General features: G+C 71.6%; 13 protein-coding genes and 1 riboswitch. Of the genes, 7 read left to right on the top strand and 6 right to left on the bottom strand.

Annotated features, from left to right (window positions below):
• Window positions 1-72: 72 nt before the first annotated feature.
• From thiE to OHA91_RS27205, 3 genes are all read right to left on the bottom strand, one after another.
• Complete coding sequence (gene thiE / locus OHA91_RS27215) at window positions 73-708, bottom strand: thiamine phosphate synthase (RefSeq protein ID WP_031149512.1); 636 nt, start codon at window positions 706-708, stop codon at window positions 73-75.
• Window positions 709-783: 75 nt separating this feature from the next.
• Complete coding sequence (locus tag OHA91_RS27210) at window positions 784-1,149, bottom strand: Rv2175c family DNA-binding protein (protein ID WP_030663974.1); 366 nt, start codon at window positions 1,147-1,149, stop codon at window positions 784-786.
• 87 nt (window positions 1,150-1,236) lie between these two features.
• Window positions 1,237-2,457, bottom strand: a complete 1,221-nt coding sequence (locus OHA91_RS27205) for an NAD(P)/FAD-dependent oxidoreductase (protein ID WP_266502016.1) — start codon at window positions 2,455-2,457, stop codon at window positions 1,237-1,239.
• 81 nt (window positions 2,458-2,538) lie between these two features.
• Window positions 2,539-2,650, top strand: a riboswitch (TPP riboswitch).
• On the opposite strand from OHA91_RS27205, the gene thiO reads away from it, so the two are divergent.
• The 6 genes from thiO (at window position 2,648) to OHA91_RS27175 (ending at window position 9,731) form a co-directional block, all read left to right on the top strand.
• Entirely contained in the window at window positions 2,648-3,829 is a 1,182-nt protein-coding gene (gene thiO, locus OHA91_RS27200; RefSeq protein WP_031149517.1) for a glycine oxidase ThiO, read from the top strand. It overlaps the preceding riboswitch by 3 nt.
• Entirely contained in the window at window positions 3,826-4,026 is a 201-nt protein-coding gene (gene thiS / locus OHA91_RS27195; protein WP_031149519.1) for a sulfur carrier protein ThiS, read from the top strand. The genes thiO and thiS overlap by 4 nt, the downstream gene beginning before the upstream one ends.
• 5 nt (window positions 4,027-4,031) lie before the next feature.
• Window positions 4,032-4,826: a thiazole synthase gene (locus OHA91_RS27190; protein WP_031149521.1), complete on the top strand. Its 795-nt coding sequence runs from the start codon at window positions 4,032-4,034 to the stop codon at window positions 4,824-4,826.
• 1,501 nt (window positions 4,827-6,327) lie between these two features.
• On the top strand, window positions 6,328-8,241 hold the full coding sequence (pknB, locus tag OHA91_RS27185; RefSeq protein ID WP_328740199.1) for a Stk1 family PASTA domain-containing Ser/Thr kinase: 1,914 nt from the start codon (window positions 6,328-6,330) through the stop codon (window positions 8,239-8,241).
• A 6-nt stretch (window positions 8,242-8,247) separates the two neighbouring features.
• Window positions 8,248-9,108: a deoxyribonuclease IV gene (locus tag OHA91_RS27180; protein ID WP_031153020.1), complete on the top strand. Its 861-nt coding sequence runs from the start codon at window positions 8,248-8,250 to the stop codon at window positions 9,106-9,108.
• Between the two features lie 89 nt (window positions 9,109-9,197).
• Window positions 9,198-9,731, top strand: coding sequence for a DUF4396 domain-containing protein (locus OHA91_RS27175; protein WP_328740198.1), 534 nt, complete (start codon window positions 9,198-9,200; stop codon window positions 9,729-9,731).
• 33 nt (window positions 9,732-9,764) lie between these two features.
• On the opposite strand, the gene OHA91_RS27170 is transcribed toward OHA91_RS27175, so the two are convergent.
• Window positions 9,765-10,397, bottom strand: coding sequence for a sulfite oxidase-like oxidoreductase (locus OHA91_RS27170; RefSeq protein ID WP_031153024.1), 633 nt, complete (start codon window positions 10,395-10,397; stop codon window positions 9,765-9,767).
• 173 nt (window positions 10,398-10,570) lie between these two features.
• Here OHA91_RS27170 and bfr point away from each other — a divergent pair, with 173 nt between their 5' ends.
• Window positions 10,571-11,047, top strand: a complete 477-nt coding sequence (gene bfr, locus OHA91_RS27165) for a bacterioferritin (protein ID WP_031153026.1) — start codon at window positions 10,571-10,573, stop codon at window positions 11,045-11,047.
• A 40-nt stretch (window positions 11,048-11,087) separates the two neighbouring features.
• On the opposite strand, the gene OHA91_RS27160 is transcribed toward bfr, so the two are convergent.
• On the bottom strand, window positions 11,088-11,354 hold the full coding sequence (locus tag OHA91_RS27160; protein ID WP_031153028.1) for a (2Fe-2S)-binding protein: 267 nt from the start codon (window positions 11,352-11,354) through the stop codon (window positions 11,088-11,090).
• A gap of 163 nt (window positions 11,355-11,517) precedes the next feature.
• Entirely contained in the window at window positions 11,518-12,879 is a 1,362-nt protein-coding gene (locus OHA91_RS27155; RefSeq protein ID WP_381620537.1) for a class II 3-deoxy-7-phosphoheptulonate synthase, read from the bottom strand.
• Between the last annotated feature and the right edge of the window lie 83 nt (window positions 12,880-12,962).

Below are 12,962 nucleotides of genomic sequence, written 5' to 3'. Positions count from 1 at the left end.
TTGTACGGGTTATGGCGGCGCGGAATGCCACCGGCTGTCCGGGCGGACGGGACCTGCCCGTCGGGCCGGGGCTCAGCCGAGGCGGGCCCGGATCCGCTTGGCGAGGTCCGCGGCGGCGGCACCGGGGTCGGGGGCCTCGGTGAGCGCGCGGACGACCACGACGCGGGTGGCGCCGGCGTCGAGCACCTCGTCCAGGTTCGCGGCGTCGATGCCGCCGATGGCGAACCAGGGCCGGTCCTGCTCCAGGGAGGCCGCGTAGCGGACCAGGTCCAGGCCGGGGGCGTGGCGGCCGGGCTTGGTGGGGGTGGGCCAGCAGGGCCCGGTGCAGAAGTAGTCCACGCCCGGTTCGGCGGCGGCCGCGGCGACCTCGTCCTCCGCGTGGCAGGAGCGGCCGATGAGCACCTGCCGGCCGAGGATGGCGCGGGCCGCGGGGACGGGGATGTCGCCCTGTCCGAGGTGCAGGACGTCGGAGCCGATGGCGTGGGCGACGTCGGCGCGGTCGTTCACCGCGAGCAGTTTGCCGTGGCGGCGCGCAGCCTCGGCGAACACCTGGAGGTGTTCGAGTTCCTCGCCCGCCTCCATGCCCTTGTCGCGGAGCTGGACGATGTCCACGCCCCCGGCCAGGACGGCGTCGAGGAACTCGGGGAGGTCACCCTGGCGCTTGCGGGCGTCCGTGCACAGGTAGAGCCGGGCGTCGGACAGCTGCATGGGTGTTCCCCCCGTGATGGAGGCGGTGTACGGGCGCGGGGCCCGTACACCGCGGTGGAGCTACTGCGGATCAGGTCAGAGGGCGAGCGCCTGAGCGCGGCGCTTCACCTCCGTGCCGCGATTCTCGCTCAGCGCCTGGGCGGGGGTGCCGGGCAGGGTCGGGTCGGCGGTGAAGAGCCACTCCAGGATCTCCTCGTCGGAGAAGCCGTCGTCGCGCAGGACGGTCAGCAGGCCGACGAGGCCCTTGACCACCTTGTCGCCGTCGATGAAGGGGGCCGGAACCTGCAGGGCCCGGTTCTCGCCCCGGCGCACGGCGATGAGCTGCCCTTCCTTGACCATCTGGCGGACCCTCGTCACCTCGACGTCGAGCATCTCCGCGATGTCGGGGAGGTAGAGCCAGTCGGGGACGAGGGAATCGATCTTTGCGTCAATCTCGGTCACAGGCCAAGCCTGCCACCTCCCACCGACAGCCGGTACCCGGGCGGACCGTCCGTGGCGCGCCGCCGTACGGACCGCCCGGACCGCCGGCTACGCGGTGGCCGATTTCAGCGGGGTGCCCGGGTCGGCGACCTTGGCCGGGTCCACCGGGACGCCCGTCTCGATCAGCTTGCGGCCCTGCGCCAGGTCGCGGGGGCGGCCGACCGCGAGGACCGCGGCCAGGGCCCCGTCGCGCAGCCAGCACACCGACCAGGTCTCCTCGGCCGGGTCGCCGCGCCACACCAGGGCGTCGGCCCCGCCGTGGTGGCCGGCGTACTGCACGAAGCGCCCGAACTGCTCGGACCAGAAGTACGGCACCGGGTCGTAGACCGTGGTGGGCTCCCCGGCCAGGACGTTCGCCGCGACCGCCCTCGGCCCCTGGAGCGCGTTGTCCCAGTGGTGCACGAGCAGCCGCGCCCCGTACCGCCCGGACGGGAAGGAGGCGCAGTCGCCGACCGCGTACACCCCCGGAAGGGAGGTCAGCAGGTGCGCGTCGGCGGTGACCGAGCCGTCGGCGCCGCGTTCCACGCCGGACCCGGCGAGCCATCCGGTGGCGGGCCGTGCGCCGATCCCCACGACCACCGCGTCGGCGGGCAGGGCGCGCCCGTCCGCCAGGAGGACCCGCCCCTCCTCGACGCCGGCCACCTGCGCGCCGGTGACCAGCTCGGCGCCGGCCTGCCCGTACCAGCGCGCCATCGGCTCGGCGACCTCGGCGGGCAGGGCGCCCGCCAGCACCCGGTCCGCCGCCTCGACGACGGTCACCGCGCAGCCGGCCTCCCGGGCGGCGGTGGCGAACTCCGCCCCGATCCAGCCCGCACCGACGACCACGACCCGGGACGCTGCCGCCAGGACCGGGCGCAGCCGCGCGGCGTCGTCCAGCGTGCGCAGCAGGTGCACGCCCGGGACGCCCTCGGCGCCGGGCAGGGTCAGCGGCTGCGCGCCGGTCGCCAGGACGAGGACCTCGTACGGGACCGGCCCCGCCTCGGTGTCCAGTTCGTGGTCGGCGGCCCGCAGCCCGGTGACCTCCGTCCCGAGCCGGAGCTCGATGCCCAGGCCTTCGAAGTCCACGTCGAAGGCGGAGTCCTCGGCCTTGCCGAGGAGCACCGCCTTGGACAGCGGGGGCCGGTCGTAGGGCTGGTGGGGTTCGGCTCCCAGCAGGGTCACGGGGCCCGTGAAGCCCTGTTCGCGCAGGGCGACCGCGGTCTGCACCCCGGCCATTCCGGCGCCGACGATCACGACGCCGCGCTGATTCTGTTCCGTCTGCTCGCTCACGCCGCCACCCTAATCATCTGACGCTCCGTCAGGAATAGGTGCCGCCTTACCCGCCGTCCACCGCCGGGATAGTCTGGCCACCGTACCTATCGCGGGAGTCCGGCGCACCGGGCTGAGAGGGAGGCTGGCCGGCCTCCGACCGTACGAACCTGATCCGGGTCATGCCGGCGAAGGGAGGGGCTGGACGCCCATGCACTCATCTCGGAAGGGAACCGACCGGGGATCCGACGTCCTCGTCGTCGGAGGCGGGATCATCGGCCTGGTCACCGCCTGGCGGGCCGCGGAGCGCGGGCTGCGCACCGTACTCGCCGACCCGGCACCCGGCGGCGGCGCCGCCCAGGTCGCGGCCGGCATGCTCGCCCCCGTCACCGAACTCCACTACGGCGAGGAAGCCCTCCTCGGCCTCGGCCTCGCCTCCGCCGAACGCTATCCGCGGTTCGCCGCCGAGCTCGCGGAAGCGAGCGGCGGCATGGACATCGGCTACCGCGCCTGCGGCACCCTCGCCGTCGCCCTCGATGCCGACGACCGCCTCCACCTGCGCGAACTGCACGCCCTCCAGCGCCGCTGCGGCCTGGACCCCGCATGGCTCACCGGCCGCGAGTGCCGCCGCCTGGAACCCATGCTCGCCCCCGGCGTACGCGGCGGCCTGCGCGTCGACGGCGACCACCAGGTCGACCCGCGCCGGCTCGCCGCCGCCCTGCTCGCCGCCTGCGAAGGCGCCGGAGTGGGCATCCACCGCGCGGCCGCCGAGCAGCTGCTCACCACCGCCGACCGGGCGACCGGCGCCCTCCTCGACGACGGCACGGAACTGCGCGCCGACCAGGTGGTCCTCGCCGCGGGCTCGCTCAGCGGCAGGCTGGCGGGCGTGCCCGCCGATGTGCTGCCCCCCGTACGGCCCGTCAAGGGGCAGGTGCTGCGGCTCGCCGTACCCCCCGCCTACGCGCCGTTCCTCTCCCGCACCGTACGGGCGGTCGTGCGCGGCAGCCACGTCTACCTCGTGCCCCGCGAGAACGGCGAACTCGTCATCGGCGCCACCAGCGAGGAACTCGGCTGGGACACCACCGTCACCGCGGGCGGGGTCTACGAACTCCTGCGCGACGCCCACGAACTGGTCCCCGGCATCACCGAACTCCCGCTGACCGAGACCCGGGCGGGACTGCGCCCCGGATCACCCGACAACGCCCCGCTGCTGGGCCCCACCGACCTGCCCGGCCTGCACATGGCCACCGGGCACTACCGCAACGGGGTGCTGCTGACCCCGCTCACCGGCGAGGTGCTGGCCGAGCTGCTGGTCACCGGCGAAATGCCCGAGATCGCGCGCCCCTTCACCCCCCGCCGCTTCTCCGCCGCACGTCAGGAGTCGTACGCATGACCATCTCCGTCAACGGCGAGCCGCGCGAGGTCGCGGCCGGCACCACGCTCGACACCGTCGTCGCCACCCTGACCGCGGCCCCCTCCGGGGTGGCCGCCGCACTCAACGAGACCGTCGTCCCCCGCGGGCAGTGGCCGGCCACCCACGTGGGCGACGGCGACCGCGTGGAGATCCTCACCGCGGTCCAGGGAGGCTGACCGGCATGGCCGACGACCTCTTCACCCTGGGCGACCGGACCTTCTCCTCCCGCCTGATCATGGGCACGGGCGGCGCCCCGAGCCTGGACGTACTGGAACGCGCCCTGGTCGCGTCCGGCACCGAGCTCACCACCGTGGCCATGCGCCGCCTCGACCCGACGGTGCAGGGCTCCGTCCTCTCCGTCCTCACCAAGCTCGGCATCTCGGTCCTGCCGAACACGGCCGGCTGCTTCACCGCGGGCGAGGCCGTCCTCACGGCCCGGCTCGCGCGGGAGGCCCTCGGCACCGACTGGATCAAGCTGGAGGTGGTCGCGGACGAACGGACCCTCCTGCCCGACGGCGTCGAACTGCTGGACGCCGCCGAGATCCTGGTGGACGAGGGCTTCACCGTCCTCCCGTACACCAACGACGACCCGGTGCTCGCGCGCAAGCTGGAGGACGTGGGCTGCGCGGCGATCATGCCGCTCGGCTCACCCATCGGGTCCGGCATGGGCATCCGCAATCCGCACAACTTCGAGCTCATCACGGAACGGGCCTCGGTCCCGGTGATCCTCGACGCGGGCGCGGGCACGGCCTCCGACGCCGCCCTGGCGATGGAACTGGGCTGCGCGGCGGTGATGCTGGCCTCGGCCGTGACCCGGGCCCAGGAGCCGGTCCTGATGGCGTCCGCCATGCGGGACGCCGTCTCGGCGGGCCGCCTCGCCTTCCGGGCGGGCCGCATCCCCCAACGCCGCTTCGCCGAAGCCTCCTCCCCCACGGAAGGCCGCGCGACCCTGGACCCGGAGCGCCCGGCGTTCTGAGGGAGGGACGGGGTCCGACGTGCGCGGGGTGGTGGGGGTGGGGTGGGGCGGCGGGGTGGGTCGGAAGGCGCGGGTTGGTGTGTGGGTAGCGGGGTCTGCGCGGGGCGGCATCAGAGCTATCTTGGGGGTTTCCCGTCAGTCCCATCGTCTCTCCGGTTCGTGCCGGTCCCTCAAGGGCGCTCCCTTCGGTCGCGTCGCTTCGCGATGGCCTTCGGCCACCCTTGACCGACCGTCCCGCCCCGGAAATCCGAAAGACTGCCGGGAACCCCCCAAAGGAACGGGCCGGGCGACAAGAGACCATCAGGGCGTCGGAGAGGCCCGGGCAGGAGCCAGGAGCGCCCCAAATCGCTACGCGCTCCTGCCGTTTAAGCGTCTGCGAGCCTCTTGGGCCGGACATAGGCCGCCTCGGATCGCTACGCGCTTCGCCAGGACGGCGTCTGCGAGCTGTCAGGGGCTGGACATAAGCCGCCATCGATCGCTACGCGCTCCTCGATCACGCGTCCGCAGACCGTCTGGGGCTGGCCATAAGCCGCAGAGGCCTAATTTGCTCCCCATGGAGGGCGTCCGAGGGCGGTTGGGGGGAGGAGAAGCGCCAGATGACGGCTGAGGCGATGCCAATCCAGGTGTAGGTGGGGGGAGGCCTCGGAGAGCCGACGGATTGCCCCAATCGCCCCTGTTTGGGCGGGCGGCTGGGACCTCACCTCGGCCTTGATGGGGGTTGGCATCGGCTCAGCCGATGGATCGCCCTCCCGCCCCCCAAATCCGCCCCTCCCAGCCCCGAACAAGGGGCGGACGCGGTCTCGGAGAAGCGCGTAGCGATCGATGGCGGCCTATGTCCGACCCTTGACGGCTCGCAGACGCCTTCCGACAGGAGCGCGTAGCGATCTGAGGCGGCCTATGTCCAGCCCAAGAGGCTGGCTGACGCCTTCCGACAGGAGCGCGTAGCGATTTGGGGCGCTCCGGGCTCCCGCCCGGGCCCCTCCGACGCCCCGTCCCTGAAATCTGAGACCGGCCCGTTCCTTTGGGGGCTTCCCGGCAGTCTTTCGGATTTCCGGGGCGGGACGGGCGGTCAAGGGTGGAGCGCAGCGACATCGCGAAGCGACGCGACCGAAGGGAGCGCCCTTGAGGGACCGGCACGAACCGGAGAGACGATGGGACTGACGGGAAACCCCCATACGCGTCACTGACTACCGAATGCTCGGATTCCGCTTCCCGGGGCCCCTTTCCCTTCGCTCCCGTCCGTCGAGAATTCCGCTTTCCCGGACCCCCGCCGCACCTCCCGTCACCACCGCCCCAAAACCCCCCTCCCCCGCCCCGCCGCCGGGCCTTGCGCCCCCGACCGTGCTGGTCACGGCCGGTTTGGGCGGGTGGGCAACCGCCGGGTCAGCGCGGGGGAGCCGAGGGGGCGGAGGCCCCGCCCCGCCCCCTCCCCACGTCACAGCTGCGCTGCAACGAGACCCGCCCCCGCCGGTGTACCTGCGTCGGCTCGTAGAATCGGCGGGTGGATACGACCCTGGAAGACCCCCTCGTCGGGCGCGTGCTCGACGACCGCTACCGCATCGATGCCCGCATCGCGGCCGGCGGCATGGCCACGGTCTACCGGGCCGTCGACACCCGCCTGGACCGGATCCTCGCCCTGAAGGTGATGCATCCGGCGCTCGCGTCCGACGCCGCCTTCGTCGACCGGTTCATCCGCGAGGCGAAGTCCGTGGCGCGCCTCGCGCACCCCAACGTGGTCGCCGTGTTCGACCAGGGCACGGACGGGCCGTACGTCTACCTGGCGATGGAGTACGTCTCCGGCTGCACCCTGCGCGACGTGCTGCGCGAACGCGGCGCGCTCCAGCCGCGGGCGGCCCTCGACATCCTCGAACCGGTCCTCGCCGCCCTCGGCGCCGCCCACCGGGCCGGCTTCGTGCACCGCGACATGAAGCCCGAGAACGTCCTGATCGGCGACGACGGCAGGGTCAAGGTCGCGGACTTCGGGCTGGTCCGGTCCGTGGACTCGGTGACCAACACCACCGGCTCGGTCCTCGGCACCGTCTCCTACCTGGCTCCCGAACAGATCGAGAACGGCGTCGCCGACACCCGCGTGGACGTCTACGCCTGCGGTGTCGTCCTCTACGAGATGCTCACGGGCTCCAAGCCCCACGTCGGCGCCACCCCCGCGCAGGTGCTCTACCAGCACCTGCACGAGGACGTCCCGCCCCCGTCCGCCGCGGTGCCCGGGCTGCCCGTCGGCCTCGACGGGCTCGTGGCGTCCGCCACGGCCCGCAACCCCGACCTGCGCCCCTACGACGCCGCCGCCCTCTTCGGCCTCACCCGCGAGGCCCGCGCCGAGCTCACGGACGTCGAGCTGGACGCCGTACCGCCGCAGGCGCGCGCCGTGGAGCGGTCGTCCACCGAGGACCGCACCGGCGTGATCCCGCGCCCGGTGGCCGCGCAGCCCGTGAACCTCACCTCGCGGTTCGAGACCCCGCCGCTGGACCCGCCCGCTCCGCCCGGGCGCCGGGCGGCACCCGCCGGGCGGCCGCGCCGCGGCGTGCTGCTTGTGGTCGTCGGCGTGCTGCTGGCCCTGGGCATCGGTACGGGCGTCTGGTACATCAACTCCGGCCAGTTCACCAAGGTCCCCAGCCTCCTCGGCAAGACCGAGGAGCAGGCCCGCACCCAGCTGTCCGAAGCCGGTCTCGGCGTGAAGGGGGTCGACCGGAAGTTCAGCGACGCCTTCGAGCGCGGGACGGTGATGAACACCGATCCACCGGGCGGCCGGCGGATCCGCGGCAACGGCGCGGTGCTCATCACGATCTCCCGCGGCCCCGAGGTCGTGTCCGTTCCCAACCTGAAGGGCAGGCCCCTGGAGGAGGCCAAGCAGGAGCTGGCCAGGACCGGGCTGGCCCCCGGGGTCGTCACGCAGGCCTTCAGCCAGGACGTCGCCCAGGGCTCGGTGATCAGCACCAATCCGGCGGGCGGCGAGAAGCGGGCGCCCGACACGGCGGTCGCGTTCGTCGTCAGCAAGGGCCGGCCGGTGCCGGTGCCGGGTGTGACGGGTCTGCCGTTCGAGCAGGCGAAGGGCACGCTGGAGGGTCTGGGCCTCAAGGTCGTGACGGCTCCCGAGCAGGTCAACGCGCCGTCGGATCCGGGTACGGTCGCCAACCAGTCGATCGGAGCCGGCACCCAGGCGGCGGCCGGGGACACGATCACGCTGACCGTGTCCAAGGGTCCGCGCCAGCTGCCGGTCCCGAACGTGGTCGGCCAGGACGTGGACGACGCCCGCAGGACCCTGGAGGCCGCCGGCTTCAAGGTGAAGGTGGACCGGCCGCTGATCACCTTCAGCAAGACCGTGGACGCGCAGTCGGTGCTGCCGGGGCAGACCGCCGCCGAGGGCCTCACGATCACCATCCGGATCAAGGGGCTGTAGACGCACGTGGTACGCAATCCAGTGGGCGGACACGTCCCCGTCGCGGGCGGTCTCGCCTCGGTCGGGCTGACGTACGCCAGGGAGATGGGCGCCGAGGCCGTCCAGGTCTTCGTCGCCAATCCGCGCGGCTGGGCCACCCCGGTCGGCAATCCGGCGCAGGACGAGCGGTTCCGCGAGGAGTGCGCGCGGGAGGACATCCCCGCGTACGTGCACGCGCCCTATCTGATCAACTTCGGCTCGCACACCGCGGCCACCGTGGAGAAGTCGGTGGAGTCCCTGCGCCACTCGCTGCGCCGGGCTCGGCGGATCGGCGCGCTCGGGGTGGTAGTCCACACCGGCTCGGCGACCGGCGGCCGCCCGCGGGAGGTGGCGTACGCGCAGGTCAGGGAGCACATGCTGCCGCTGCTGGACGAGCTGACGCATGACGACGACCCGTTCCTGCTGCTGGAGTCGACGGCGGGGCAGGGCTCCTCGCTGTGCTCGCTCGCCGAGGACTTCGGCCCGTACTTCGACGCGCTGGACCACCATCCGAAGCTGGGGATCTGCCTGGACACCTGCCACATCTTCGCGGCCGGCCACGACCTGGCGGAGCCGGGCGGAACGAAGGTGACGCTGGACCTGCTGGTGGACACCGTGGGCGAGGGCCGGCTGAAGCTGGTCCACGCGAACGACTCCAAGGAGGGTGTGGGCGCGCACAAGGACCGGCACGCGAACATCGGCCGGGGGCACATCGGCCGGGACGCCTTCGCCGAGCTGTGCACGCACCCGGCGATGGACGGCGTACCGCTGATCATCGAGACGCCCGGCGGCAAGGAGGGGCATGCGGCGGACGTGGCGCTGCTGAAGGAGCTGCGCGGCCCCCAGTGATCCACTGATCCTTGGGGAATACCCCAGGGGGGTATACGGTTCGGTCAAGTCGACGGACCGCTACCCGGCTTTTCCCACCAGGGGTTGTCATGGAGCAGATGCACGAGGGGCACGACCACGAGCACGGGCACGACCACGAGCACGGGCACGACCACGGGCAGGCGCACGGACACGGCGGCGCCGGCAGGGTCAGCTGGGCGACGGCCGCCCGGGCCACCCTCCACTGCCTCACGGGATGCGCCATCGGCGAGGTGCTCGGCATGGTCATCGGCACCGCGCTCGGCTGGGGGAACGTCCCGACGATGGTCCTGGCGATCGTCCTCGCGTTCTTCTTCGGCTACGCGCTCACCCTGCGCGGGATCCTCGCCTCGGGCGTCGGTCTGCGTACGGCCGTCCGGGTGGCCCTCGCCGCGGACACCCTTTCGATCGCCGTCATGGAACTGATCGACAACGGGGTGATCGCACTGTGGCCGGGCGCGATGGACGCGCACCTCTCGGACCCGATGTTCTGGATCGTCCTGGCGATCGCCCTGGCGGCCGCCTTCGTGATCACGACCCCGGTCAACAAGTGGATGATCGGCCGCGGCAGGGGTCACGCGGTCGTCCACCAGTACCACCATTGAACGAAGGCACCCTCGGGGCACCCCCGGGGCTCCCTAGAGTTCGGGGCCCTCGCCCGGCTCCTCCTGGTACGAGTAGCGCTGCTCGCGCCAGGGGTCGCCGACGTTGTGGTAGCCGCGCTCCTCCCAGAAGCCGCGGCGGTCGGCGGTCATGTACTCGATGCCGCGGACCCACTTGGGGCCCTTCCAGGCGTACAGGTGCGGGACCACGAGCCGGACCGGGAAACCGTGCTCGGCGGTGAGCAGTTCGCCGCCCTCATGGGTGGCGAAGACGGTCCGGTCGGAGGCGAAGTCGGCCAGCCGCAGGTTGGAGCTGAAGCCGTACTCGGCCCACACCATCACGTGCGTGACCTGCGGCGCGGGCGGCGCCAGGGCCAGCACCTCGCGGGCGAGCACACCGCCCCATTCGGCGCCCTGCATGCTGAACTTCGTGACGCAGTGCAGGTCCGCCACGACGGAGGCGAACGGCAGGGCCGTGAACTCCTCGTGGTTCCAGCAGTGCTTGTCGCCGTCGGCGGTCGCGCCGAAGACGCGGAACTCCCAGCGGTCCGGCTTGAACTTGGGCACGGGACCGTAGTGGGTGACGGGCCAGCCCTTCTGCAGCCGCTGCCCCGGTGGAAGCTCCAGCTGCTCTGCTCCCGGAGATTCCCGGCTTTCCGGCTGACCCATGACTCCATGGTGACAGACCGGGCAGGGTGGTCATGACCAGGTCTGGTCCGATTCGGGCAAGTCACGGCAACTCCCACTAAGGAGGCACTTACTGGACGGCCCTCAGTGGCGGTGCAAGGATGCGCGCAACTGCCCCGTCACATAGCTGACATTGCCTGGAAGGAGCCTCTGCGATGCAGGGCGACCCCGAGGTCCTTGAGTTTCTGAACGAGCAGCTGACCGGCGAGCTGACGGCCATCAACCAGTACTGGCTGCACTACCGCATCCAGGACAACAAGGGCTGGACCAAGCTCGCCAAGTACACGCGTGAAGAGTCCATCGACGAGATGAAGCACGCGGACAAGATCACCGAGCGCATCCTGATGCTCGACGGTCTGCCGAACTACCAGCGTCTTTTCCACGTGCGCGTCGGGCAGACGATCACCGAGATGTTCCAGGCGGACCGCCAGGTCGAGGTCGAGGCCATCGACCGGCTGAAGCGGGGCATCGAGGTCATGCGCGGGAAGGGCGACATCACGTCGGCGCGGCTCTTCGAGGACATCCTGGAGGACGAGGAGCACCACATCGACTACCTCGACACCCAGCTGGAGCTCATCGAGTCCCTGGGCGAGGCGCTCTACATCGCGCAGCTCATCGAGCAGCCGAGCTGACCCTCCGCAGATCTGCTCCAGGCCGGCCCCGGGCCGGTTTCTAGGCCGCTTCCGCCAGCTCGGGCGAGCGTGCCGGCTGCGCGTCGGCGGCGAGCACGGACACCGCGTCGCCCTTCTCCAGCAGCTCCCTGCGCGGGCATGCCCCGCGGCCGAGGATGCCCTGGATGGTGCGCACGCAGGAGCCGCAGTCGGTGCCGGCCTTGGTGGCCGAGGCGATCTGGCGGGGCGTGCAGGCCCCGGCAGCCGCGTGTTCCTTGACCTGCTTGTCGGTGATCCCGAAGCAAGAGCAGACGTACACGCGGTTCACCTCCTGGCGCTGAGTGGTGCGGCGAGCCATCCCCTATTCGGTGAGGCTTACCTAACCGTACCCAAAGTTAGGGTGGCCTAAAAGCCCCGGGTACGACAGTGGGGCGCGGATCACATCGATCCGCGCCCCACAGTCGTAGGAACGCACCTACTGATCTCGACGACTAGTCGCGGTAGAGCTCCGCGACCAGGAACGCCAGGTCCAGCGACTGGCTTCGGTTGAGCCGCGGGTCGCAGGCCGTCTCGTAGCGCTGGTGCAGGTCGTCGACGAAGATCTCGTCGCCGCCGCCCACGCACTCGGTGACGTCGTCACCGGTGAGCTCGACGTGGATGCCGCCCGGGTGGGTGCCGAGGCCCTTGTGGACCTCGAAGAAGCCCTTGACCTCGTCGAGCACGTCGTCGAAACGGCGCGTCTTGTGGCCCGAGGCCGCCTCGAAGGTGTTGCCGTGCATCGGGTCGGTGACCCAGGCGACGATCGCGCCGGAGGCGGTGACCTTCTCGACCAGCTCGGGGAGCTTCTCGCGGACCTTGTCGGCGCCCATGCGGACGACGAAGGTCAGCCGGCCCGGCTCGCGGTCCGGGTCCAGGCGGTCGATGTACGTCAGCGCCTCGTCCACCGTGGTGGTGGGGCCGAGCTTGATGCCGATCGGGTTGGCGATCTGCGAGCAGAACTCGATGTGCGCGTGGTCCAGCTGGCGGGTGCGCTCACCGATCCAGACCATGTGGCCGGAGGTGTCGTACAGCTTGCCGGTGCGCGAGTCGGTGCGGGTCAGCGCACCCTCGTAGTCGAGCAGCAGCGCCTCGTGGGAGGCGTAGAACTCGACCGCCTTGAACTCGGCCGGGTCGGTGCCACAGGCCTTCATGAAGTTGAGCGCGTTGTCGATCTCCCGGGCCAGCTGCTCGTACCGCTGACCGGACGGGGAGGACTTCACGAAGTCCTGGTTCCAGGCGTGCACCTGGCGCAGGTCGGCGTAACCACCGGTGGTGAAGGCGCGCACCAGGTTGAGCGTGGAGGCGGAGGCGTTGTACATGCGCTTCAGCCGCTCGGGGTCCGGGACGCGGGCCTCTTCGGTGAAGGCGAAGCCGTTGACGGAGTCGCCGCGGTAGGTCGGCAGGGTGACGCCGTCGCGGGTCTCGGTGTCCTTGGAGCGCGGCTTGGAGTACTGGCCGGCGATGCGGCCGACCTTGACGACCGGCACGGAGGCCGCGTACGTCAGGACGGCACTCATCTGGAGCAGCGTCTTGAGCTTGGCTCGGATGTGGTCAGCGGAGACACCGTCGAAGGCCTCGGCGCAGTCGCCACCCTGGAGCAGGAACGCCTCGCCCTTGGCGACGGCTCCCAGACGGGCACGCAGCTGGTCGCACTCGCCCGCGAAAACGAGCGGAGGATACGACTCGAGGTCCGCGACGACAGCGCGCAGAGCCTCGGCATCGGGGTACGAAGGCTGCTGCGCCGCGGGAAGGTCTCGCCAGGTCGCCTTGACGGCGGGGGCTTGGATTTCAGCGTTCACGGTCACCTCGTACACATTACGGCGTTACGGGTGGCATCCGGCCCCCCGCCCACAACGTGAGACGGATTTCTCGAAGGCCGTGGACGCCCAACGGAACG

The organism is Streptomyces erythrochromogenes, assembly GCF_036170895.1.
In the GTDB taxonomy this organism is placed as follows: domain Bacteria; phylum Actinomycetota; class Actinomycetes; order Streptomycetales; family Streptomycetaceae; genus Streptomyces; species Streptomyces erythrochromogenes.
Note: the sequence above shows the minus strand (reverse complement) of the source record. Positions and strands in the feature narration are given on the sequence as shown.